Origin of the sequence: Shinella granuli, from assembly GCF_004341885.1 — a bacterium.
Lineage (GTDB): Bacteria > Pseudomonadota > Alphaproteobacteria > Rhizobiales > Rhizobiaceae > Shinella > Shinella granuli.
Genome location: NZ_SLVX01000028.1, coordinates 13,187 through 35,185, shown reverse-complemented (window position 1 = coordinate 35,185; position 21,999 = coordinate 13,187). Strand labels below are relative to the sequence as shown.

Below are 21,999 nucleotides of genomic sequence, written 5' to 3'. Positions count from 1 at the left end.
AATCAGAGCGCCTTTTCCAGTTCCGGCAGGGCTTCGAACAGGTCGGCGACCAGGCCGTAGTCGGCGACCTGGAAGATCGGTGCCTCTTCGTCCTTGTTGATCGCGACGATGACCTTGCTATCCTTCATGCCGGCGAGATGCTGAATGGCGCCGGAAATGCCGGCCGCGATGTAGAGCTGCGGCGCGACCACCTTGCCGGTCTGGCCGACCTGCCAGTCGTTCGGGGCGTAGCCCGCGTCGACGGCAGCGCGGCTCGCACCGACGGCGGCACCGAGCTTGTCGGCGACGGGCAGGATGACAGCGTTGAACTTCTCCGACGAGCCGAGCGCACGCCCCCCCGAGATGATGATCTTGGCCGAGGTCAAGTCCGGACGATCCGAGGTGGACAGGGCGTCACAAACAAACCTCGAAAGATGTGAAGAAAGGGCTGCCGTTGAGATTAACTCAACGGCAGCAGGCGTGCCTTGGGAGGCGGGGGAAAAGGACGCGGTGCGCACCGTGATAACCTTCTTGGCGTCGGTGGACTGCACCGTCTGGATGGCGTTGCCGGCATAGAGCGGGCGCTTGAAGGTGTCGGCCGAGACGACCTCGGTAATCTCCGAGACCTGCATCACGTCGAGCAGGGCCGCAACGCGCGGCATGACGTTCTTGGCCGAGGAGGTCGCGGGCGCGATGATCGTGTCATAGCCGTCGGCGAGGCCGATGATCAGGGCGGCGAGCGGTTCGGCGAGGTTGTTGGCAAGGCTCGCATCGTCGGCGAGCAGAACCTTGGAAACGCCCGAAAGCTTGGCGGCGGCGTCGGCGGCGGCCTTGGCACCGGAGCCGGCAACCAGCACGTGAATGTCGCCGCCGATCTTGGTGGCGGCCGTCAGCGCCTTGGCGGTCTGGTCGGACAGGGTTGCGTTGTCGTGTTCTGCCAGAAGAAGAATGGCCATATCTCTAGTCTCCTATCCCGGTCCGATTACAGCACGCCGGCTTCGTTCTTCAGCTTGTCGACCAATTCGGCGACAGACTTGACCTTGACGCCCGCCTTGCGGCCGCCAGGCTCCTCGGTCTTCAGCACCTTGAGGCGCGCCGTCGTGTCGACGCCGAAGTCGGCCGGGGTCTTCTTGTCGAGCGGCTTCTTCTTCGCCTTCATGATGTTGGGTAGCGAAGCATAGCGCGGCTCGTTCAGGCGAAGGTCGGTGGTGACGACGGCCGGGAGCTTGACGTCGATGGTCTGCAGGCCGCCGTCGACTTCGCGGGTGACGGTCGCCTTGTCCGCGCCAAGATCCACCTTCGAGGCGAACGTCGCCTGGCCCCAGCCGAGCAGGGCGGCGAGCATCTGGCCGGTCTGGTTCGAATCGTCGTCGATCGCCTGCTTGCCGGTGATGACGAGGCCCGGCTGTTCGGCGTCGATCACGCCCTTCAGCAACTTGGCGACGGCGAGCGGCTCGACGGCAGCGTCGGTCTCGACCAGGACGGCGCGGTCGGCGCCCATGGCGAGCGCGGTGCGCAGCGTTTCCTCGGCCTTGGCCGGTCCGATCGAGACGACGACCACTTCCTCGGCCTTGCCGGCTTCCTTGAGGCGCAGGGCCTCTTCGACGGCGATTTCATCGAACGGGTTCATCGACATCTTAACGTTGGCCAGCTCCACGCCGGTCCCGTCCGTCTTGACGCGGATCTTGACGTTGTAGTCAACAACTCGCTTGACTGGGACTAGTATTTTCATTTCGTTCCTCGTTGTCTCGACCTGTCTACGTTCCGCGAGGGCTATCTCGGCGGTGTGATCCAGGATGTCAAAAAAAGGCCTCGTCGGCGGCCGATGACGTAGCGTCTATCGACTGTGCCGGGTCGCACGGAAGACGGCGGGGGCGAACAAATGAATGCTGACCTGCCGCAAGATCTGATGGAACACGACCAGCGCAACCTCCGCTTTTATCGCCAGTGCAACCAGTGACATTTCCGTGGTGCCTCCCGGTGCCAGTGCAAGGAAGATCGCAGGATAACCGCCACCCGACCAACTCGATACGCACCACGCTGTCAGAGCAGCAATAGCGACCATCACTGGTACCAGGACGAGGCTGTGCAGCGCTGACCCAAGCAACAGCATTCGATCGGCTCCGAGGAACTGCCCCCCGATGGTGGTGCCGAGGACCACCTGGGCAATCGACACCAGCAGGTATGGCGGGGCTCCATCGGTTAAGCCAGCAGCATGCGCAGCAGCGCTCATCAGCATAGGACCTATCAGCGGCGGATTGGGCAGGTGCAGCTTCTGAGCAAGTGGCCATCCCACAGCACCACAAATGATGAGGATACCTACGTCGGGCAGCGTCAATCCGCCATGACCTGCACGCATCGATAGTCCGCTCGTCGACCCGAAATGCAGAAAGAGATTGAGCACCATGGGGACGCTGAACACCACAAGAAAGACCCGCGTCGCCTGCACGAGGGCAATTCGTCGCTCGTCGCCCCCTGCTCGTCCGCCTTGCGCTGTCATTTCATAGACACCTGCCGGCATTCCTGCAAAGTAAGCCGTAATCGGATCCAGCCGCGCGACATACCGCAGATAGAGGTATCCGATCGCGCCCGTCAGCACGGTAGCGGCCAGGGCCGCCACTGTAACCGGGATCCAATCATCCAGCCGCCCCATCATGTCGGGACTGAACGAACTGCCGAGCATCACACCGATTACCGCCGCCATCGGAGGGCGGATGCGTTTTGCGGAAACCACAGGCAGCCCCGCGAGCGCCGCGGCCAGCACGGTGCACATCGCGCCAAGCATCCATGGTAGGGGCAGCGACAGCACATAGAAGATTGTGCCGCCGCCCGCACCGATCGCGAGGCTAAGGACGAGCCGCGCCAGATAAGCAGACGGCTTCATGACCATCCCTTCATGACGCACTTATCCGATCTCACGCCTCTTCCTCAGCGAAGACTTCTTCGCGCTTGCGCCGCAACGCTGGTAGCAGGACCACTGCAAGGATGGCCGCGGCCACGACCAGCAATCCGGCAGAGATCGGCCGCTCCAGGAAGGTCAATGCATCACCACGCGACAACAGCAGGGCTCTACGCAGGTTTTCCTCCATCATTGGCCCGAGGATGAACCCCAGCAGCAGAGGCGCTGGTTCGCAGTGCATGCGCTTGAAGAGGTACCCCACCACAGCGAAGATCGCCGCCAGATAGATTTCGAATGACTGGTTGTGAATACTGTAGAGTCCGATCAAGCAGAAGATCAGGATAAGCGGGGCGAGTACGTCGTACTTTACACGCAGCAGCTTCACCCACAAACCGACCATCGGGAGGTTCAGTACCAAGAGCATCAGGTTGCCGAGCCACATCGAAACAACGAGACCCCAGAACATCGGCGCGTTCTCGGTCATGATCTGCGGACCGGGCACGATGTCATGAATCATCATGGCACCGATCATGAGCGCCATGACACCATTGGAGGGAATGCCAAGTGTCAGCATCGGGATAAATGAAGACTGGGAACCGGCATTGTTCGCGGATTCCGGGCCGGCGACACCTGCGGGCGCACCATGGCCAAACTTCTCCGGATTACGGGCGATGCGCTTTTCGATGGTGTAGGACGCAAAGGAGGAAAGGGTCGCGCCACCGCCTGGCAGAAGTCCAAGGACACAGCCGAGCGCGGTCCCACGAATAGCGGCGGGCCAGCTTTCCTTGAACTCCTGCTTGGTCGGCATGAGCGAGGTCACTTTCGCCGCCAGCACCGGTTCCGTTTGCTTCTTACGCCAGTTCACAATAATGTCCGTGAAGGCGAACACGCCCATGGCGATGGCGACGAACTCGATACCCTCAGCCAGTTCCAGGAAGCCGAAATCCAAACGCGCCACGCCACTGTTGACATCGATGCCGATGCAACCGAGGACAAGACCGAAGACGACCATCGCCAGCGCCTTGAGAAGCGAGCCATGAGCAAGTGTGACCGCCGCGACTAACCCAAGCACCATGAGCGCAAAATATTCGGCCGGACCGAAATTGAATGCGAAGGTTGCCAGTACTGGTGCGAAACCTGCAATGAGCGCGGTCCCGACGGTTCCCGCAAAGAATGAGCCAAGGGCGGCAATCGCGAGCGCTGCGCCTGCACGACCTTTCTGCGCCATCTTGTGCCCGTCAAGACAGGTCACAACCGACGCGGATTCGCCCGGCAAATTGACGAGAATTGCGGTCGTGGAACCCCCGTACTGCGCACCATAATAGATCCCCGACAACATGATCAGTGCGGAGGTTGGTTCCAGCGTATAAGTGAGCGGGAGAAGCATGGCGATCGTTGCCAGCGGTCCGAGACCGGGCAGGACTCCGATTGCCGTTCCGACAATAACGCCGAAAACGCAATAGAGAAGGTTCTCGAAGGAGAGCGCGACGGAAAAGCCCATCGCCAGATGTGATAGGATTTCCATATCAGACAAACCTCGGCAGCAACGGAATACGCAGGTCAAGGCCCGCGATAAACACCAGCCAGGTGAACACGGTCAGCGCCACCGCGATGACCAGGGTTTGCTTCCACTTCATCTCATGCTGGGCAAACGAAGCGACGACGACGGTCAGCGGCACGGTGATCAGCAGTCCTGCCCGCATCAATAGCAGCCCGAACAGCACGATGGCGGTGCAGACGATCAGCACACTTTTCAGATCGAAGGCAGACGGCACGACCGGCTTTCGCGTGCGTAGGCCAGAAACAAGGATGGCTATCCCGAGGAATGTCAGCAGTCCGCTCAGAACGATCGGGAAAAAACCCGGCCCCATTCGCGCCGCTGTCCCAAACGAGTAGTTCATCGACAATAGCATGGTGATCAAGCCACTGAGCGTAAAGAAGACGCCGCTTTCGACGTCCACGTTTCCTCTTTTTGGTTTCATTTTTTCCTCCCTCGATTGTTGCTCGGTCCGTTCACACCGGATCCCAGCAGAACACGTCCTGGTTCCGGTCTATGGGATAGAAACTCGCCTTCAACGCAGGGATTGCATGGTTGGCGACGGTGGCGGGCGTCCATCCCTCGCTGCGGTGGATGCTCCGGATAGGACGTGATTGCCCCATGAGGAAGATCTCGTTCATGCGAGTTGCGAAGATCTGGCCATTGACGTCATTCGCCAGATCGCTGGCCAGGAAGGCCACCAAAGGGGCGTTCTTGTCGGGGGTGACCTGCTTGCGCTGCGCGATGCGGGCCATATTGGCCTCGGTTTCCGGAATCGAACTCGTCATTCGCGTCCAGGCCGATGGAGCAACGCAATTGGAGCGCACATTGTATTTCTGCGCGTCGATGGCGATCGCCTTCGACAGGCCCACCATGCCGGCTTTGGCGGCGGCATAAGCAGCCTGCCCATAATTTCCAGCCAGACCGGAGGCGGAGATCATATGAACGAAGGAACCGCTTTCCTGCGCCCGGAAATGCGTGATTGCGGCACGGCTCATATAGAAGGCGCCATTCAACATGACCTGGATCACGAGATCCCAGTCCTCCGGCGGCATCTTGTGGAACATTACATCGCGCAGGATGCCGGCATTGTTGACGACGCAGTCAATCCGGCCAAACGCATCGATGGCCGTTCCGACCACACGCTGCGCGCTGTCCCAGGCAGCCACGCTATCGAAATTCGGAACGGCTTCTCCGCCTGCCGCACGGATTTCCGCAACGACGTCATCCGCCGGATTGGTGGCGCCGTCGCTGCCATCCAACTGTACGCCAAGATCATTAACCACGACTTTTGCGCCCTCGCGCGCCATGGCCAAGGCGATGTCTCTTCCTATGCCGCGTCCCGCTCCGGTGACGACGGCAACCTTGCCTTTAAGCATATTCCTTCCTTCCTAGACTGTATCGGCCGTGCCGAAAATGACGGTACACTGGCTGGACAAAACCCCGCCGTTGCCGTGAGCTAACGCCATCCGTGCGCCGTCGACCTGCCGCTTGCCGGACCGGCCGCGAAGTTGCTGAACGGCCTCGATCATGCCGAGCATGCCGTACATGCCGGGATGGCAGTAGGAGAGACCACCGCCATTGGTGTTGAGAGCGAGGCTACCCCCAGGGGCAATGGCTCCACCGGACACGAACCGTCCACCTTCCCCTTTCGGGCAATAACCCAGATCTTCCAGGAACAGGATCGGCGTGATGGTGAAGGCGTCATAGAGGATGGTCACATCCATATCGGCGGGGGTGACGCCGGCCATGGCGAACGCCTGCGGCCCTGACTGCGCCGCGCCCGTTACCGTCAGATCCTCCATCGACGAAATCGAAGCATGGCTCAATGTCTCGCCATGGCCCAGCACGTAGATCGGCGTAACATCGAGGTCGCGGGCCTTTTCCGCCGAGACCAGCACCAGCGCGCCGCCGCCGTCGGTAACGAGGCAGCAATCGCGCACCGTCAACGGGTCGCTGATCATACGCGCCGAGAGCACATCATCGATGGTCAGCGGTTCTTTCTCCCAGGCTTTGGGATTCATCAGCGCCCATTGCCGTGCAGCCACAGCCACCTCCGCCATCTGCTCTCGCGTCGTGCCGTAGAGATGCATGTGTCGGGCGGCCGAAAGCGCATAGGCCGAGGTCGGCAGTATCGGCCGATACGGCGTTTCGTAGGCATTGTATTCCCTTGGCGAGGCCGCTGCACGGCTGACCGAGCGCTGTGTGCTGCCATAGGCAATCACTGCCACCGAGCAGAGACCTGCCTCGATCGCCGCATGGGCGTGGGCAAGATGCGACATGAACGACGAGCCGCCGATGTTCGTGCCGTCGAAATAGCTAGGGCGGATGCCGAGATATTCGGCCAAGGCTAGAGGAGCCATTCTAACCTGCGAGGTTGCAGTGAAAAGCCCATCCACATCCTGCAAACGCAATCCACAATCGACCAAGGCGCGTTGCACCGCCTGCGCCATCAGATCGATCGGGGTCATATGATCCGCGACCCGACCCAGATCGGATTCGGCCGCACCCACGACGGCCACACTGCCACGTTTGGACGTCATCATGCGCGTTCCTCTGTAAGTGCGAAGACCGGCATCGGCGGCTGCCCGTCCGCCAATGGGCGAAACGCAACCTTCACCCGATCGCCAATACGCAGGTTTTCGGGGTCGGCGGCATCCACATGGCTCATGATGCGAAACCCCTCGTCGAGGTCGATCATCGCAAGCGCAAGAGGCGCCTCCCCCTTATGGCGCACCAAGGTCAAAGAATGGATCGCGCCCGTTCCAACCGAGACGTCCCATGTGGGATCGGTCCCCTCCTTCGGCGCAATCAGACGCGGCGGAAAGAAGGCTCTCCCGGTGCTGTCCCTTTGAAAGGCCAATTCGCCGCGCGCGGCGTGTTCCAGGAAGCGCCCATGCGGGGACTGTGTAAGACTGTTCTCTGTCAACTGCGTTTCATCCTTCATATGGCAAGCAACGGAAAGAACGCCGAAGGATCGCTCTGACCATCCATCGTCCAGATCTGCTCCAAAAGCCTGCTGGCGTTTTCCTCGCCGATATGGCCCGGAACGTTGTCCATGAACTTGCGGCTAAGATCGTCGTCCGTCAGCGGATCCGCCGTCTCGCCCCGTGGCTCGACAATGCGCCGTTCGAGACGCCGGCCATCAGTCAGTTCCAGCGTGACGACACCGCTGCGTACTTTCGGATAAATCTCCTCGCAGCGCTCATCGACGTGCACGCGCGTCACGTTCAGGAGGCGCTGCGGCTCCGCTCCGGCAAATGACGAGGGCTCAAATTCGGCAGCGTTCAGACGACCCTGGATCAAGGCTCCAACGACTGCACAAGGAGCACTCATCTGCGCTTCGAGGAGGTTGTTAGCCGTACGATGATCATGCCCATGGACACCGACCTGATACAGCCCGATGTCGATCGCCGTGATCTGGTCGGGTTCCAGCCGCTCTTCGTCGCGCAGGGCAAGGGTCGCATCAATGGCGGCGTGGAAATGCCGGCAGCACGGATACGGCTTGAAATAGGCTTCAGTGATCAAGAAACTCTGCCCCAAATCGGCCAGGAGACTCCGCCGGTCGACGCGCCCGTCGACCATTGCCCTGAACAGCCCGTCGGCACCTTCGAGGCACTCTATGGCGCCGGTGATGCCGGCGGCGGCCAGCTCAGCACAGACAATGCCGTCGCGCGCAGCCTTGCCCGGATGCAGTCGCTTAACCTCAGCTCCATCCGACAGATATTGCCGGATGCCGCCGGCGAAGCTGGCCGCAAGCCCGAATGCATCCTGCAATTCCTGCGCCGGCAGCCCATAGACACGACCTGCGGCGGCCGCAGCGCCAAACACACCGGCAACCGCGGTATTGTGCCAACCTTGCTTCGCCGAAGCAGGGTGCATGGTTCCGGCAATCCGCAGCATCACATCGTAGCCCGCAACGACACCTGCGATGAAATCTTCAGCCCCGGCTCCACGCTTTTCCGCTGCCGCAATGGCGGCAGAAAAAATCACTCCACCTGGATGAGCGGAGCCGCGGGTGTAGCCGTCATCGAAATCGAGTGCGTGGGCGGCCGCCCCGTTTACGAAGGCGGCCTGCGAGGCCGGAAGGCGCAACTGAGCGCCTATCACGGAGGCCACCGATGCACCGCCTTCGGCTTCAGCCCAAGCCCGTAGGGCTTGGGTAACGGGCATTTCGGATCCGGCGAAGGCGCAAGCCAGATAATCGACCATCGCCCGCCGGAAGGCGTGAATCACCACCCCATCCAGAGCGGTAAAATTCATGTTGGCAACATGGCGTGCCAGAATGCCGGTCAGGCTATCGGCCGAGCCCGTGCTTGCTGTTTCAACTGGCAACGCCATGTCGTATCCTCCTCTCAATCCAACTTGATGCCGCTAGGAAGCGCGGCGATCACAGCTTTCCACTTCGCGTGTTCGGCAGCGACATAGGTCGCGAAGTCCTCGGCCGAATTCGCGATCACTATTGCGCCTTCGTTTTCCATGCGGGCCGCGACTTCCGGATTTTCCAGTGCGACGACTGCAGCCTTGTTGAGCTTGGCGACGATCTCGGGCGATGTGTTCGCGGGGGCGAAAATTCCGTTCCAGGAATCTGCGGCGAAATCCGGATAGCCGCTCTCGGCGACGGTCGGCAGGTCGGGAAGCACCTTGCTTCGCGACGAACCGGCAACGGCCAGGCCGACCAGAGCACCGCTCTTGACGTGGGGCACCGTCGCCAGCGCGCCGCCGAACATAATATCCACATGTCCGGCAAGGATGTCCGTCATCGCCGGGCCGGAGCCCTTGTAGGGAATGTGGACCATATCGATGCCGGCCATCTGCTTCAGCATTTCCATGGGCAGAATCGTAGCTGGCGAACTTGAAGCATAGTTCAGCTTGCCCGGATTGGCCTTCGCATAGGCGATGAGTTCCTGGAACGTCTTGATACCCAGCTTCGGATTCACGACCAGTACCGTCGAGGATGCATTGATCTGAGTGATTGCGACGAAATCCTTGACCGGATCGTAGTGCACATTCGGATCGAGATTGGGCGTGATCGCCATCGTTCCAAGATTGCCGACGTAGAGCGTATAGCCATCGGCTTCGGCCGCGGCCGCCATCTGCGTACCGATTGCGCCGTTGGCGCCGCCGCGGTTCTCGACGATCAGCGGCTGGCCCAGCTCGCGTCCCATGAGGTCCGAGACGGCCCGTGCAACGGTGTCCGCCCCCCCGCCCGGCGGGAAGGGCACGATCACCTGGATCGGACGATCCGGATAGTCCTGCGCCAGAGCCGGTCCCGTCACGGCAAAAAGGCCAAGGCTCAACGCGATCCCCGCCACGAGGACCGCTCTGCGGCGGATTGTTGTTTTAGCGGGCGACAAGCCCATCGACTGCGACGACACCATAGTTCTCCTCCTTGATGAGCAACGGATTGATTTCTGCCTCGGTGATATCTCCTCCCACCAAGGCCAGCCTCGAAAAGCGGACTATCGTCTCGGCAAGCGCCGAAAGATCTCCCTTAGGCAGGTTCCGGAAGCCGGCGAGCTTTCGAAGTTCCGGAATTTCGGCGATCATCTCTTGCGCAGCAGCCGGATCAATCGGTGCGGCCCGCACCGAGATGCTCGGCCGCAGTTCCGCAGTGACCCCACCGATACCCAGCACGACCACCGGGCCGACCTCCGGATCCCTGCGGTAGCCGAGGATGACCTCGGCTAAACCTTTCTCCATCTTCTGGACCAGTACCCCCTCCAAGCGGGCCTTGGGGAAGGCAGCACGGGCTTTACGCAGGATTTCCCCGGCCACCTCCGGCACCGCATCGGGCGTGACGCCAAGCGCCACGAGCCCCGCATCGGATTTGTGGAGGATGTCAGGCGAGAGACATTTGACCGCCGCAAGGCCGGAAACGGGCTCAACCGCTCCCCCTTCAGCTGGGACTATCCGGCTCTCAGCAACAGGTACGCCAAGCAGCGCGAACAACGCAGTGGCCTTGCGTTCGTCCCAATCAATTGTCTCCGCAGCAACGCGGCGAGCCTCGACAAGCTCCTCGTCATCCACTGCAACCCGGATCGAAGGCTCGTGCCAGTTCAAATAAGCATGGATCGCATCGGCGCAGCTTTCCGGCGTCCGGAAACCGGCGATGCCGGCCTCGTGCAGAATGCTCAATCCTTCATCAGCTTGGGGCGCCAGGAACACGGCAAGCGGTTTGGCGCCGAGGCGGGCGCCAAGTACGCGTTCACACACCATCTTCGGGTTCGACCGCGCCGACGACCCCATCACCGACACAACCGCGTCGCAGTGTTCCGATGCCATGAGTTCGGAAAGAATGCGCGTATAGCGTCCACCGCCGCTCGATCCCATCGGCAGATCAATCAGCGGAGAGTCCGAGATCTCGATCCCCTCGCTCGCGAGCCGGTTGCGGAAGTCCTCCGGGGGCTCGGGAACGGTGTCGCCGTAAACACCCAGTCGGTCCACGATCATCGCCGCAGCACCGCCAGTGGCGGTCATCATACCGACGCGCCGGCCCTTGGGGGGATGGTGCCCTTCGATAAGGCGAGGCAGTTCGATCAATGCCTCGAGCGTCTCGACGCGAAGAATGCCGTTGGCGCGGAAAAAGGCTTGCGCCAGTTCGTCCGCCCCGACCATGGCTCCGGTATGGGAAGCCGCGACGCGCCGGCCCAGCGCGGAGCGGCCGAGCTTGTAGGCAATGACGGCCTTGCCTGCGGAGAAGGCCTCGCGCGCGGCTTTGGCCAAGGCCTCACCGTCGCGGATGGTTTCCAGAAACAGCAGAATGACCTTGGTGTCGTCATCCCGAGCCAGAAGCGAGACCACCTCGCCAACCGAAAGATCAGCCTCATTGCCGATGGAAATCATCTTGGAAAAGCCGATACCGCGTGCCGCCGCCCGGGTCAGCATGCTGCCGAGCATGCTACCGCTCTGTGACACGACCGAAACCGGACCAGGTCGCAGTTTTTCCTCCTGCACGGCAGCATTTGCCGTCAGCGGGAGGTTACCTTGCACATTGATGAGACCAATGCAGTTCGGTCCGAGAATGCGGACATTGGCTGCACGAGCGCGTTCAACGATGCGCTGTTGCAGGGCGAGTCCCTTCTCACCCAACTCTGCGAAGCCGGCGGTAAAGATTGTGACGACCGGCACGCCCTTGCGGCCGCATTGGTCGATCACATCCTCGATTGCTGCGGCCGGCACCATGATGAAAGCATGGTCAATATCGAACGGCACCGACGCGAGATCCGGATAGCATGGCAGTCCCATGATCTCATTGCGCGTCGGATTAATGGGGACAATCTTCCCCGTGAAGCCGGCTTCAGTCAGGTATCGTTGCGGCCGCGCATTGTTCTTGGCCGGATCGGCGGACGCGCCGATCAAAGCCACCGCGCGCGGGCGAAACATGCAGTCGTCCAGGGACGGACGCCCCGTTGCACTCATCATATTCATTGTATTGTTACCCCGGCCTTTTCGACCACTTCTTTCCATTTGGCCTGTTCGGCACGCATAAGTTCTCCCAGTTCCGCCGGCGTGGAATGGGCCGGCACCGAGCCATCGGCCGCCAGTTTTTCGGCCAAATCCGTGGACTTGAGGGCTACAGCGATCGCGGCATTCAGCTTGTCGACCACTTCCGGCGGCGTTCCGTCCGGCACATAGATGCCATTCCAGGATCCCGGCTCGTAGTCGCTCAATCCCTGTTCAGCGAATGTCGGTACGTCCGGCAGTGCCGCAGAGCGGGTTTCGCCGCTGACAGCGATACCTTTGATCGCACCGGAACGAACGTTGGGCACCGCTGCAAGCATCGTGCCGAACATCGAGTTGACCTGGCCGCCAATTAGATCATTCAGTGCAGGCGACGAGCCCTTGTACGGAATGTGATTCAACTTGACACCGGCCGCGAGCTGGAACAGTTCCGCGGCCATATGGCCCGACGTGCCATTGCCGGATGTCGCATAACTGACACCGCCCGGATCCGCCTTGGCAGCGGCGATATACTCCGCGAGCGTTTTCACCGGAAAATCCGGCGGCGCCATCAGCAAAATGGACTGCCGCGAGAGCAGTGATACTGGCGTAAAATCGCTATTTGGATCGTAGGGTAGATCGGCACTCAACGCCGGGGCTACAGACATTGTAGATATGCCACCGAGATATATGGTGTAGCCGTCAGCATCGGCACGAGCGGCTGCAACCGCACCGATGGAACCATTGCCACCCGGCTTGTTTTCTATGATGACGCTCTTGCCGAACTGCTCCTGCAGTTTCTGTCCAACAAGGCGTGCAAGGATATCGGTCGGGCCGCCCGCAGCGTAGGGAACGATGAATACGATCTCACGTTCCGGCCACACTGCAGTATCCTGCGCGGAAGCACCACCTGTAAAAATGAACACTGAAAGGCAGGCCGCACCACCCAATTTGCCCAGAAATGCCATGTCACGACTCCTCCCTGACGCTTCCTATTCCCCAGTAAAATTCGGCTTTCTCTTCTCGCGGAACGCCGTCACCCCCTCCTTGTGATCGGCGGACGAACGCGCGACGCTTGCTGCATAGCTCTCGATCTCCAGGACGGTCTCCAAGGATGGGGCGCAGGCCGCGGCGAACATCTTTTTCGAAAGCCCAAGCATGTAGGTGGGCGCCCGCGCGAGATCTTCCGCGAGTTCGAGCGAGGTCCTCTCAAGATCGCTATCGGCGACAAGGCGCGAAACCAGTCCCCAGTCATTAGCCTCCGCGGCGGTGAGCTTGCGGGCGGACATCACCAGATCCTTTGCCCGACCTATCCCGAGCCGTTGGCCAAGGAAGAAGATTGAACCGCCATCGGGGATAAGAGCGATATTGCGGAATGCCTGCTGGAAATAGGCCGTATTGGACGCCACGATAAAATCGCACGCCATAGCCACAGAAAACCCGATCCCGGCGACTGGACCGCGCACGGCCGCGATCACGGGCTTCTCGCAGCCGTAAATTGCGCGGATGGCGGCGTGACGGCGCTGCAGTCGGAACCGCGAGGCGGGACCGCTTGTCTTCAGCATCCCGCCGATATCCGAACCGGAACAGAAACCCCTCCCCTCACCGGTCAGGATAACCGCCCGCACGCTCGCATCTTCATGGAGGCGACCAAACAGATCAGTCAGGACAGCGTACATGTCATCGGTGAGCGCATTGAGCTTGTCGGGACGGTTGAGGCGCACTTCGACAATACCATCACCCTTGGATGACAGCAGCACCTCGACCGAAGAAGGGGCCACCACGTTCACTGCGCCGCCTCCGTCTTGGGTTCTGTCCGAGGCGGGCGCTGCGGGAAGCGGCGCTCGAAAATGGATTCCGCCATACGGTTGCGCAGCATCTCAAGCGAACCACCGGCAATCATCCATCCGCGCGAGCGGCGGAAGCAGTATTCGATCAGAGCCTCTCGGGAATAACCGAGACCACCCATGATCTGGATCGCCTCATGCGCTGCATTAAAGCCCACCTGATTGCACATCAGCTTGGCCATGGTCGTTTCATCCGAAGAAGGCAGACCATCATCGGCATTGCTTGCAGCACGGTAGAGCAACAACTGAGCCGCCTCGATCGCCACCTTCATGTCGGCGAACTTCCATTGCAGCCCCTGGAACTCGCAGAGGGCACGACCGAACTGGCTGCGTTCCGTCGCGTAGCGCCGCGCCTCGTTGAAGCAATAGCGCCCGTAAGCAAGAGAGCGAGCCGCGTTGCCGATACGCTCGGCGTTGAAGCCGGAAATCTGCTTTTTAAACCCACCGGCAGGAAGCAGCACGTCTTCCGGCGCGACGTAGACATTGTCGAAGAACAATGGAGCCCAAGCGGCACCGGACATGAACTGCGACGTCTTGCCCATTGAAAAGCCGGGGGCGTCACGGCGGATCATCACGGATCCAATGCCGCCGACGCCAGGTCCGAAACGTACATAGACAAGATAGAAGTCCGCATGAGGATTGGGGAACACCTTTGATCCCTTGATGCGAAAACCCTCGCCATCCGGCGTCGCGGTCGTCTTCAGATCGGTAGTCGCCGAGCCGGCGTCAGGTTCCGTCATGCCGACCGCAATGATCTCGCGGCCTTCCAACACCGGCTTCAAGAACCGTTCCTTCTGATCCGGAGTGGCATATTGCGCCAGGGTACGAACCGCACCGAAATTGCCTTCCTGAATGATGTCGGCACTACGCGGGCAGACCAGCGCAATCTGCTCGATCGCGATGACCGCATCCATCAGCGTGCCGCCCTGGCCGCCATCAGCCTCAAGCATCGTAATGCCCATCAGGCCCTGCTCGTAGAACATTCGCGCCATTTCGCGCGGAAACTCTTCGAGATGGGCTCGCTCAAGCGCGCCGTCCTTGAGGTTCCTGAGCGCGAAGTTGCGGACCGATTCCGCGAAAAGGTTCTGCTCGTCCGTAAAAGAGAAATTCATCTAGTCACAATCTCCACTATGTGGCTTTCGTCAGCAGTAATATGGGCCAATAAGGCGCCTGTCAATCCATTATGTGGATTTAAATCCGCCGTTGGAAAGAATTTCGCGGCCTCCGCTGCCCACTATGCGGAATCCCCCTTCGCCCCTCGATTCCGATCCTTCGATCCGAAGATGCTCCCCCGGGTAAACAGGTGCGGACAAGCGGCCACGGATTGCCGTGAGGGGTTTGCCGAGCACTCGTGCGATTGCGTGGCCCGCCATTCCCATCGTCGCAAGTCCGTGGAGAATCGGCCTATCGAACCCGGCTCGCCGCGCAACTTGCGGGTCAGAATGCAGGGGGTTCATGTCGCCGGACAGGCGGTAGATCAGCGCCTGCTGAGGCGAGGTCGGCAGGTCTAAAACAAAATCAGCGGGCATCCCCGCCTCCCAGGCAAAGCCACCGGCCGGCGCGGCGGAAGGATCGTGTCTGCCATCCTTCGCGAAGCCACCATCGCCGCGACAAAAGGTGACCTGCTCGAATTCTGCCAGCAACTGTCCAGTTTCGTCATTGCGCAGCTCGCGCAGCACAGTGACGAGAGCGCCGCGGCCCTCGCCCTTGTCGGTGATGCGGATAACACGGTGATCACCCCTGACCCGACCTTCACATGGCAGTGGCGCGTGCAACCGCAGAGCAAGTTCCCCCACAACGATGCGCCGGTAATCGATACCGACATCCGGCTCACGCATCCATGGTCCCAGCCGCGCCAACGTCATCGCCATCATTGGCTCGGCTTGAGGCGGATCGGCTGCCACATACTGCAGTGAATACGCATCAAGCGGATCGGCTCCGAGGTTGAGGCCGAGTCCGTACATCATAGAATCCCGTCGCGAGTATTCCTGCACCACAGGTGCAAAGACCCGCGATTTAAGTCGATCGTAGTCGATCATCGCCGTTACACATCCCTTCGAGCGAATTCCAGCAAGGTTTCTTCAAAAGCGTCCGGGCGATCGAACATCAGCCAATGCGCCGCATCCGCGACAGTCGTAATCTCGGCGCCAGAACAGGCGGCGGCGATCCCGGCATATCGATGGTCAAGAGCGGAGGCGTGATAAGGGTCGGCCTCACCGAAGAGCACCCGCACTGGACAATCGAGCATCCGCAGGCGATCGAGGATTAGTTCACTGCGCGAGAACCGGCGGACCTTCGCTCGCGTCGAGCGCAGCATCTCTTCCATCGTGTCCAGCAAGTGTTCGCTTCCCAAGGAATAGTCGCGGCGGAGCATTGTCCGCTTCAAGTTGACTGCCAGTCCCGCGCGCGTACCTTCGAGTTTTGCGGCTTGAGCCGCAGCTTCGCGCGCAGATGCCATTTCCGCTGTATGCGCGCCGAACCCGGCAGGACTTATTAGCAGCAGCCGGGAGGGTGGACGCTTAACGGCAGCAGCGGCGGCGGCGAGCGCGCCGAAGGAAAAACCGACAAGAGTTATGTCACGCCAGGGTACTGACCTCAAAAATGCAGCGAGCGGATCGACGATGGCCGCAAGATCCTCGCCACTGGCCGCTCCCGACAGACCAAAGCCGGGCAGATCAGGTGCTACTATTGGAATATGCGCGGACAAAGGCTTCAAATTAATGCAAAAATGCCGCCAGTCACCACTTCCACCATGCAGAAGAACACAACCAGAGGCTTGATTTTCCCAGTCAGGCGTGCCCACATAGTGGATGAAAGATGGGGGTGTTTGGTAGGTGCCGGTTTCCTCGCCGCCAACGTCGCACGGTGAAACCGGAAAGTGGCCTGCAACGAAGCCGGCACTGGCCGCAGCAGAAAGAGACATGATTGGATACCGGTCCTTGACCATTTTCCTCCCTTATCATAAATATCCACTATGTGAATTTCTTGACCACCTAACATAGCTCTAGCGGGATTTTCAACCCATATGTTGCCAAAAGTTGACGCAAATTCCTCTTTGTCATCGAGCAAAGGTTGGGAAAAATACCTTGACGTAGCTGCACCGCAGGGCGCGCAGGGCACGGTCAGAATTGCTGCGCTTCTGCGGATCGTCGCGGCTCACAATGCGAGCGGAATGAAAATCAGTGAGATTGCCGATCTGGCCAAACTCGAGCAGCCAACCGCACACCGCATCGTCACCGCCCTACACAGTGTGGGTTTTTTGTCGAGAAATCCCGAAACCCGGCGTTATCATCTCGGACCCCTTTTGTTCGAACTCTTCACGACGGCGTTCCCGCATTTCAACATTCGGGAGATATGCTTGGCGCCCATGAAGCGGCTGGCCGAAGAACTCGGCGACACCATCTATCTCACGGTGCGCAGCGGGTTTGATGGAATCTGCATCGAGCGACAGGAAGGCAGCTACCCTATCCGTACCTGCACAGTCGATGTCGGGCGCAAACGGCCGCTTGGTATTGGCGCTGGCAGCCTGGTGCTGCTCGCCGCTCACAGTGCCAGTGAAGCCGAGCTCATCATAGAGCACAATCGCGATCGCTACACGCAGTTCAATACATCCGCCGAAGCGGTGCAGGCCGCCGTGCAGAAGATCCGAGAGCAAGGCTTCGTCTACCAGGACGTCCTGAATACACCGGAGATCAAGACAGTCGCTGTTGCGATCTCGGGACACACGTCGCACCCATTTGCGGGCCTCAGCATCACGGCAATTGCCAATCGCATTCCCGAAGAGCGAGCTTTGGTCCTACTCGATCACCTGCGCCGGGAGGTCAAAGAGATCACCGAAAACATTGCCGCACAGGGCTATGTTTGAAGCGCGCATTCCGCTCGGTCTTCTGACCAGGTGTTGATTTGCACTGAGATCTGGCTCTGACGCACTTTTGCTGGCGTCGGAGCTTACGCTGCACCGATCAATCGGGCCTGCAGCAGATCAAGTTTGGCTCGCCCATACATTTGGCGTTTGATAAGCTTCAATCGTGTGACCTGACCTTCCGTCTGTCCGTTCGACCAAGGTGAGAGAATTGCGTTTCGCACGGCGTCGAGATCTTTCGCAACGCCACCGGCAAACGATCCGACGTATCCATCCGAGCAGGGCCGCAGGATTTTGGGTGCCGCGCGTGATAACGTCGGTTCATGGAGATCGATGAGGACAAGATCGACGATGCCGTTTTGGCGTTGCTATGGCTGACGCTGCATAACGAGCGTTGGGCCTGGAAGGGTTTCGACTGGGCAACGACGGATCGGCTTCACAAGAAGGGCTTGATCGGCGATCCAGTCAACAAGTCAAAGTCATTGATCCTGACCGATGAAGGCTTGGCGCGTTCGGAAGCGTTGTTCCAGGAGCTGTTTACGCGGCCGCCGCAATAGCGGTCCCTTTGTGGGCCTTCCATTGCCAAGGCAGTAGCTCGTGCAGGCGGGAGACGGGAAGATCGGCGATGCGGGCGAACACATCGGCGAGCCACGCCTTTGGGTCGACGTCGTTGAGACGGCAAGTCGTGATGACGGAGAGCATGATGGCGGCACGATCGGCCCCACGCTGGGAGCCGGCGAAGGTCCAGTTTCGACGCCCGAGGGCAATTCCTCTCAGAGCGCGTTCGGCCGCATTGTTCGTGAGACAAATCCGGCCATCTTCGAGGAAGCGGGCAAAACCATCCCATCGCTTCAGCATGTAATCGATCGGCTCGATCACCTCGGACGATTTGCTGAGCGTGGCGCGCTCCCGTTTCAGCCACGCGTGCATGTCGTCGAACAGCGGCTTGCTCTTTTCCTGCCGCGCGGCCAGTCGTTCTTTGGCGCTCAATCCATTGATCTCGCGCTCGATCTCAAACAGCGCGTCGTACCGTTGGACGGCCTCCAGGGCGATCGGCGAGATTGGCTTGCCCTTGCGTTTGCGGTCGCGGGCATTTTTCTGGATATCGGCCAGTTCAAAGAATTTGCGCCGCGCATGCGCATGGCAAAAGGCGAAGGTGATCGGTACCGCTTTCTTTTCGGCGACACTGAGCGGCTCGAAGCCATTGTAGCAATCACTCTGCAGAATGCCGCCATACCCGGCAAGGTGCTTCTGCGGATGCTCGCCGCGGCGGTCGCTCGACGCATAGTAGATCGCCGCCGGCGCCGCCCCTCCGCCGTAGGACCGGTCATCGCGCACGTAGGTCCATATTCGCCCGGTCGTGCATTTGTCTTTGGCCTGGATGGGAATGGTGGTGTCGTCGCCAAAAAGCCGCTCGGCCGCGAAGACATGCGTTTCGATCAGATCAAAGATCGGCAGGAGCGCGGCCGTTCCATACCCGACCTGGTCGGCCAACGTCGAGGTCGAAAGCTCGATGCCCTCGCATTTGAACCGGGTGCTCTGGCGGTTGAGCGGGCTATGCATGCCGAACTTGTCAAAGAGGATCGTCGCCAGCAGATGAGGACCGATGAAGCCGCGCGGCGTGGCATGGAAGGGTGCCGGCGCTTGGCTGATCTTCTCGCAGTCCCGGCAGCTAAATTTCTCGCGTACGGTTTCGATCACGATAAACGGGCCTGTTGCAAATTTTCAGTGATGTCACCATGACCCCAAAGCGGGGCCTGCCTTCAAGCTTTGTTAACCTTTTGAAGTCCGAAGAGGCGCGCGAGCAGATCGTTCTGATCGTTGACAGTCCAATCGCCGGTGAAACCGAAACCTTTCCTCAGCCAGAGCATCGCTTCGAAACCCGCGATTGTTCGCCGTGCCGTTTTGAAGGATTGGAAACCGCCGATCTTGGGCATGTTCTTTTTCACTCGGAAGTGGTCGCTCTCAATGCCTTGCTGGAGGTGCTTGGTAACATAGTGGACCGGATTTGGATGCAACAGACCATCGTCGATGGCCGTCTTGATCGTCGAGGGGAAGGTATTGGCACCATCAGTGCCGATCTTTGCCGGTGAGAGGAGTGGCTCGTCCCTGAGCATTTTGCGGAAGAAGCGCTTGGCCGCGTCGAGGTCGCGTTTTGCGGTGAGCAGGAAGTCGATCGGGCTTCCGTGCTTGTCGATGGCGCGGTATAGATAGCGCCACTTGCCGCGGATCTTGACGTAGGTTTCGTCAATGCGGATCGAGCCACTGTGCGGGCGCCGAAACTGGCGCAGCCGCTTCTCGATGAGTGGTGCATAGGCAAGGACCCAGCGGTTGATCGTGCTGTGGTCTACTTCGAAGCCGCGCTCTTGGAACATCTCCTCAAGGTCTCGGTAGCTGAGCGGGTAGCGCAGATACCACGTGACTGCCTGCACGATCAGCCATGCCTCGAAATGCCGCCCTTTGAAATCACCCTGCGACTGGCGCTTCAGCTTCTCGGCAATGGCATTCAGAATCATTTTTATGCTCCACGACTTGGGAGCGGAAATTTCTCCGGTGATCGTCAAAACGCGGTTAACCAAGAAAATTTGCGACAGGGCCGAAGTTCCGTCTCAGGCGGTCGTCTCCGTTGTCGCCGATCAGCTGGGCATCGATCCTGCGGTGTTCGCGCTCTATGCCCAGCGGGAGGAAACCCGTCGAGAACATACGCGGGAAATTGTCGTCGCACTGGATCTCCAGCCCCTCCGGGCGAGCGACTATCGCTCCCTGATCACCGCGGCGGCACGCGAGGCAGCCGCGACCGAACAAGGCGAGCCGATCACCAAGGCCGTGATCGAAGCCCTGAAGGACAGGAAGCTGCTCGTTCCCGTGCCGGAACTGCTGATACGTCTGGCAATGGCGGGCCGGGCGGCGGCGTGACGACAGGCCTATCGCGGCTTGATCCGGGGCCTGGAGCAACCGTATATCGAGGCGCTTGATCAGCTTCTCATCGATCGGTCCGGCGATCGGAGCCATCTCGGCTGGATAGCGGAAGCGCCGGAAGGGGCTAAACTGAAGAGCCAAGGGCCTGATCGCCCGTCTTGAGGTTCTGTGTTCGCCGGCGATTTCCGATGAGCGGCGTAAAACGATCCACGCCAACCGGTATGGCATCATCGCCCGGGACGCCCGCATTCTGCATGCCCGTGAGATACGACGCCTGACTGTCGAGCGCCGCTACGCCACGCTCACGGCGTTCGTCATCGAGAGGCAGGCGGCAATCACCGACCTTGCGATCGACATGTTCTGCAAACTGATCGGTAGCACCCGTCGCAAGGCTGAACTGAGCCGCACGGAACGTCGGCTGAAAGAAGCCGAGGTTCTTGATGGGGTGGCGCTTGATCATCTCAAGCTCGGCGAGGCGCTTCTGGCCGCGCGTGAGAGCAACACCGATCTCGCATCGGCAATTGCAGCCTCACTCGGCTAGGACGGATTGACCGCCAGCATGGCGGCAGCCAGGTCCGTCGTGCGCCCCGATCGCAGAGACGAATTCGATGAGCTCATAGAGCGGCACAAATCGCTGCGAAAGCTGGGCAGGCTCATGTTCGGCGCGTTCTCTTTCCGGTCGTTTCGTCCCGATGATCCGGTTTTGAGGGCAGTGGATCATCTGCGTGCGCTCTACGGCGGCAGGAAACTACCCGCGCAGGCGCCGTTCGCGTTCATGACCCGCAAGTGGCGGCGACGTGTGCGCTCGGACGGCGTCACCATCGACCTACGGGCCTGGGAAGTGGCGGTGCTCATTCACCTGCGGGAGCGCCTGCGGGCCGGCGACATATGGGTTGATGGCAGTCGGGCATGGCAGCGCAGTTTCGAGGATTATCTTTTGCCTCGACCGATCCTCGCCCTGATGCGCGCCGAAGGGCGGCTCGGGCTTGCCATCCCTGACAGCTTTGCCGAATGGCGAGCCATCCTCAACAAGGGTGAAGGCCGTCACGCCCTTGCCCGGGCGGTCTTCCTTCACCAGCTTGGCGAGCTGCGCAACCGCGTGGCGGAAACCATGGCCTATCGGGCGTCAGGTCTCAACCTCGTTGTCAACGCCATTATCCTGTGGAACACCGTCTATCTCAGCCGCGCTGTCGATTATGTCCGCACCCAGGGCATCGATATTCCCGCCGAGCTGCTCTCCCAGGTCGCGCCGCTTCCCTGGGCTCATATCGCACTCACCGGCGACTATCTCTGGAACGAAATTGACCGACCCCTCGAACGCTTCAGGACGATCCGCGCTAACCGTCTCAATCCAAACAACTTCGCTTTCCCTTAGCGGGTATTATTGCAGAAATGCCCAAGGTGCCCCAACATTCCTTCTGTGGTCGCCAGATCACCGGCAAAATCCACAGCCTCTTTGATGCGGGCTGGCCTCGCGCAGGCAATTCGACTATAGTTAGACGACTTTTGACAA

21 protein-coding genes and 3 pseudogenes are annotated in these 21,999 nt (G+C 60.3%); 4 read left to right on the top strand and 20 right to left on the bottom strand.

Translation table 11 applies throughout. From position 1 onward, the window contains the following. Positions 1–2 precede the first annotated feature (2 nt). The 16 genes from EV665_RS27760 to EV665_RS27685 all read right to left on the bottom strand — a co-directional run bounded on the left by EV665_RS27760 (position 3) and on the right by EV665_RS27685 (position 16,652). Positions 3–935, bottom strand: coding sequence for an electron transfer flavoprotein subunit alpha/FixB family protein (locus EV665_RS27760; RefSeq protein ID WP_133036588.1), 933 nt, complete (start codon positions 933–935; stop codon positions 3–5). A 26-nt stretch (positions 936–961) separates the two neighbouring features. Next, on the bottom strand, positions 962–1,711 hold the full coding sequence (locus tag EV665_RS27755; RefSeq protein WP_133036587.1) for an electron transfer flavoprotein subunit beta/FixA family protein: 750 nt from the start codon (positions 1,709–1,711) through the stop codon (positions 962–964). 105 nt (positions 1,712–1,816) lie between these two features. After that, positions 1,817–2,863: an AbrB family transcriptional regulator gene (locus EV665_RS27750; RefSeq protein WP_162853183.1), complete on the bottom strand. Its 1,047-nt coding sequence runs from the start codon at positions 2,861–2,863 to the stop codon at positions 1,817–1,819. 31 nt (positions 2,864–2,894) lie between these two features. Next, positions 2,895–4,403 (bottom strand): tripartite tricarboxylate transporter permease, encoded by a 1,509-nt coding sequence (locus EV665_RS27745; protein ID WP_133036585.1) that lies wholly within the window; start codon positions 4,401–4,403, stop codon positions 2,895–2,897. 1 nt (position 4,404) lies between these two features. Further along, positions 4,405–4,860, bottom strand: coding sequence for a tripartite tricarboxylate transporter TctB family protein (locus EV665_RS27740; protein ID WP_133036584.1), 456 nt, complete (start codon positions 4,858–4,860; stop codon positions 4,405–4,407). Positions 4,861–4,891: 31 nt separating this feature from the next. Beyond that, positions 4,892–5,794 carry an SDR family NAD(P)-dependent oxidoreductase gene (locus EV665_RS27735; RefSeq protein WP_133036583.1) on the bottom strand — a complete coding sequence of 301 codons (903 nt, stop codon included), beginning with the start codon at positions 5,792–5,794 and terminating at the stop codon, positions 4,892–4,894. Positions 5,795–5,806: 12 nt separating this feature from the next. After that, complete coding sequence (locus EV665_RS27730; RefSeq protein WP_162853182.1) at positions 5,807–6,961, bottom strand: thiolase; 1,155 nt, start codon at positions 6,959–6,961, stop codon at positions 5,807–5,809. Next, the gene (locus EV665_RS27725) at positions 6,958–7,362 is read right to left on the bottom strand and encodes a Zn-ribbon domain-containing OB-fold protein (protein WP_133036582.1); all 405 of its coding nucleotides are present in this window, start codon (positions 7,360–7,362) and stop codon (positions 6,958–6,960) included. The genes EV665_RS27730 and EV665_RS27725 overlap by 4 nt, the downstream gene beginning before the upstream one ends. Next, the gene (locus EV665_RS27720) at positions 7,359–8,756 is read right to left on the bottom strand and encodes an MmgE/PrpD family protein (RefSeq protein WP_133036581.1); all 1,398 of its coding nucleotides are present in this window, start codon (positions 8,754–8,756) and stop codon (positions 7,359–7,361) included. Before EV665_RS27720 ends, EV665_RS27725 begins: the two co-directional genes overlap by 4 nt. Positions 8,757–8,770: 14 nt before the next feature. Next, positions 8,771–9,796 carry a Bug family tripartite tricarboxylate transporter substrate binding protein gene (locus EV665_RS27715; RefSeq protein WP_133036580.1) on the bottom strand — a complete coding sequence of 342 codons (1,026 nt, stop codon included), beginning with the start codon at positions 9,794–9,796 and terminating at the stop codon, positions 8,771–8,773. Further along, complete coding sequence (locus EV665_RS27710) at positions 9,759–11,801, bottom strand: acetate--CoA ligase family protein (RefSeq protein WP_162853181.1); 2,043 nt, start codon at positions 11,799–11,801, stop codon at positions 9,759–9,761. Before EV665_RS27710 ends, EV665_RS27715 begins: the two co-directional genes overlap by 38 nt. A 41-nt stretch (positions 11,802–11,842) precedes the next feature. Continuing rightward, the gene (locus EV665_RS27705; RefSeq protein ID WP_133036578.1) at positions 11,843–12,826 is read right to left on the bottom strand and encodes a Bug family tripartite tricarboxylate transporter substrate binding protein; all 984 of its coding nucleotides are present in this window, start codon (positions 12,824–12,826) and stop codon (positions 11,843–11,845) included. Positions 12,827–12,850: 24 nt separating this feature from the next. Beyond that, a complete protein-coding gene (locus EV665_RS27700) occupies positions 12,851–13,648 on the bottom strand; it encodes an enoyl-CoA hydratase/isomerase family protein (protein ID WP_162853180.1) in 798 nt (265 codons plus the stop codon). Then, on the bottom strand, positions 13,645–14,817 hold the full coding sequence (locus tag EV665_RS27695) for an acyl-CoA dehydrogenase family protein (RefSeq protein ID WP_133036576.1): 1,173 nt from the start codon (positions 14,815–14,817) through the stop codon (positions 13,645–13,647). The genes EV665_RS27700 and EV665_RS27695 overlap by 4 nt, the downstream gene beginning before the upstream one ends. Before the next feature lie 69 nt (positions 14,818–14,886). Further along, positions 14,887–15,744, bottom strand: coding sequence for a MaoC/PaaZ C-terminal domain-containing protein (locus EV665_RS27690; protein WP_133036575.1), 858 nt, complete (start codon positions 15,742–15,744; stop codon positions 14,887–14,889). Positions 15,745–15,749: 5 nt separating this feature from the next. Next, on the bottom strand, positions 15,750–16,652 hold the full coding sequence (locus EV665_RS27685) for an alpha/beta fold hydrolase (RefSeq protein ID WP_133036574.1): 903 nt from the start codon (positions 16,650–16,652) through the stop codon (positions 15,750–15,752). Between the two features lie 78 nt (positions 16,653–16,730). Between EV665_RS27685 and EV665_RS27680 the strand changes: the two genes are divergently transcribed. Further along, complete coding sequence (locus tag EV665_RS27680; protein WP_133036573.1) at positions 16,731–17,570, top strand: IclR family transcriptional regulator; 840 nt, start codon at positions 16,731–16,733, stop codon at positions 17,568–17,570. A gap of 83 nt (positions 17,571–17,653) precedes the next feature. On the opposite strand, the pseudogene EV665_RS27675 reads toward EV665_RS27680, so the two are convergent. Beyond that, positions 17,654–17,833 (bottom strand): annotated as a pseudogene (locus EV665_RS27675) (transposase); the annotation flags it as partial. A gap of 57 nt (positions 17,834–17,890) precedes the next feature. On the opposite strand from EV665_RS27675, the gene EV665_RS27670 reads away from it, so the two are divergent. Then, on the top strand, positions 17,891–18,124 hold the full coding sequence (locus EV665_RS27670) for a DUF6429 family protein (protein WP_110803285.1): 234 nt from the start codon (positions 17,891–17,893) through the stop codon (positions 18,122–18,124). Here EV665_RS27670 and tnpC read toward each other — a convergent pair. Together tnpC and EV665_RS27660 are read right to left on the bottom strand one after the other, a co-directional pair. Continuing rightward, positions 18,105–19,274 (bottom strand): annotated as a pseudogene (tnpC, locus tag EV665_RS27665) (IS66 family transposase); the annotation flags it as partial. The gene EV665_RS27670 and the pseudogene tnpC overlap by 20 nt on opposite strands. Positions 19,275–19,330: 56 nt before the next feature. Further along, the gene (locus EV665_RS27660) at positions 19,331–20,083 is read right to left on the bottom strand and encodes an IS6 family transposase (protein ID WP_133036572.1); all 753 of its coding nucleotides are present in this window, start codon (positions 20,081–20,083) and stop codon (positions 19,331–19,333) included. 4 nt (positions 20,084–20,087) lie between these two features. Here EV665_RS27660 and EV665_RS32690 point away from each other — a divergent pair, with 4 nt between their 5' ends. Beyond that, positions 20,088–20,483, top strand: a complete 396-nt coding sequence (locus EV665_RS32690) for a DUF4158 domain-containing protein (protein WP_210234690.1) — start codon at positions 20,088–20,090, stop codon at positions 20,481–20,483. Between the two features lie 127 nt (positions 20,484–20,610). Here EV665_RS32690 and EV665_RS32685 read toward each other — a convergent pair whose 3' ends face one another. Continuing rightward, positions 20,611–20,946 (bottom strand): hypothetical protein, encoded by a 336-nt coding sequence (locus EV665_RS32685; protein WP_210234689.1) that lies wholly within the window; start codon positions 20,944–20,946, stop codon positions 20,611–20,613. Positions 20,947–21,510: 564 nt separating this feature from the next. On the opposite strand from EV665_RS32685, the pseudogene EV665_RS33335 reads away from it, so the two are divergent. Beyond that, a pseudogene (locus tag EV665_RS33335) lies at positions 21,511–21,861 on the top strand (Tn3 family transposase); the annotation flags it as partial. Between the last annotated feature and the right edge of the window lie 138 nt (positions 21,862–21,999).

Excerpts from the sequence above, each read along its gene's own strand:
- EV665_RS27760 (WP_133036588.1), bottom strand. The coding sequence starts at position 935 with ATGGCCATTCTTCTTCTGGCAGAACACGACAACGCAACCCTGTCCGAC.
- EV665_RS27755 (WP_133036587.1), bottom strand. The coding sequence starts at position 1,711 with ATGAAAATACTAGTCCCAGTCAAGCGAGTTGTTGACTACAACGTCAAG.
- EV665_RS27750 (WP_162853183.1), bottom strand. The coding sequence starts at position 2,863 with ATGAAGCCGTCTGCTTATCTGGCGCGGCTCGTCCTTAGCCTCGCGATC.
- EV665_RS27745 (WP_133036585.1), bottom strand. The coding sequence starts at position 4,403 with ATGGAAATCCTATCACATCTGGCGATGGGCTTTTCCGTCGCGCTCTCC.
- EV665_RS27740 (WP_133036584.1), bottom strand. The coding sequence starts at position 4,860 with ATGAAACCAAAAAGAGGAAACGTGGACGTCGAAAGCGGCGTCTTCTTT.
- EV665_RS27735 (WP_133036583.1), bottom strand. The coding sequence starts at position 5,794 with ATGCTTAAAGGCAAGGTTGCCGTCGTCACCGGAGCGGGACGCGGCATA.
- EV665_RS27730 (WP_162853182.1), bottom strand. The coding sequence starts at position 6,961 with ATGATGACGTCCAAACGTGGCAGTGTGGCCGTCGTGGGTGCGGCCGAA.
- EV665_RS27725 (WP_133036582.1), bottom strand. The coding sequence starts at position 7,362 with ATGAAGGATGAAACGCAGTTGACAGAGAACAGTCTTACACAGTCCCCG.
- EV665_RS27720 (WP_133036581.1), bottom strand. The coding sequence starts at position 8,756 with ATGGCGTTGCCAGTTGAAACAGCAAGCACGGGCTCGGCCGATAGCCTG.
- EV665_RS27715 (WP_133036580.1), bottom strand. The coding sequence starts at position 9,796 with ATGGTGTCGTCGCAGTCGATGGGCTTGTCGCCCGCTAAAACAACAATC.
- EV665_RS27710 (WP_162853181.1), bottom strand. The coding sequence starts at position 11,801 with ATGTTTCGCCCGCGCGCGGTGGCTTTGATCGGCGCGTCCGCCGATCCG.
- EV665_RS27705 (WP_133036578.1), bottom strand. The coding sequence starts at position 12,826 with ATGGCATTTCTGGGCAAATTGGGTGGTGCGGCCTGCCTTTCAGTGTTC.
- EV665_RS27695 (WP_133036576.1), bottom strand. The coding sequence starts at position 14,817 with ATGAATTTCTCTTTTACGGACGAGCAGAACCTTTTCGCGGAATCGGTC.
- EV665_RS27690 (WP_133036575.1), bottom strand. The coding sequence starts at position 15,744 with ATGATCGACTACGATCGACTTAAATCGCGGGTCTTTGCACCTGTGGTG.
- EV665_RS27685 (WP_133036574.1), bottom strand. The coding sequence starts at position 16,652 with ATGGTCAAGGACCGGTATCCAATCATGTCTCTTTCTGCTGCGGCCAGT.
- EV665_RS27680 (WP_133036573.1), top strand. The coding sequence starts at position 16,731 with ATGTTGCCAAAAGTTGACGCAAATTCCTCTTTGTCATCGAGCAAAGGT.
- EV665_RS27670 (WP_110803285.1), top strand. The coding sequence starts at position 17,891 with ATGGAGATCGATGAGGACAAGATCGACGATGCCGTTTTGGCGTTGCTA.
- EV665_RS27660 (WP_133036572.1), bottom strand. The coding sequence starts at position 20,083 with ATGATTCTGAATGCCATTGCCGAGAAGCTGAAGCGCCAGTCGCAGGGT.
- EV665_RS32690 (WP_210234690.1), top strand. The coding sequence starts at position 20,088 with ATGCTCCACGACTTGGGAGCGGAAATTTCTCCGGTGATCGTCAAAACG.
- EV665_RS32685 (WP_210234689.1), bottom strand. The coding sequence starts at position 20,946 with ATGATCAAGCGCCACCCCATCAAGAACCTCGGCTTCTTTCAGCCGACG.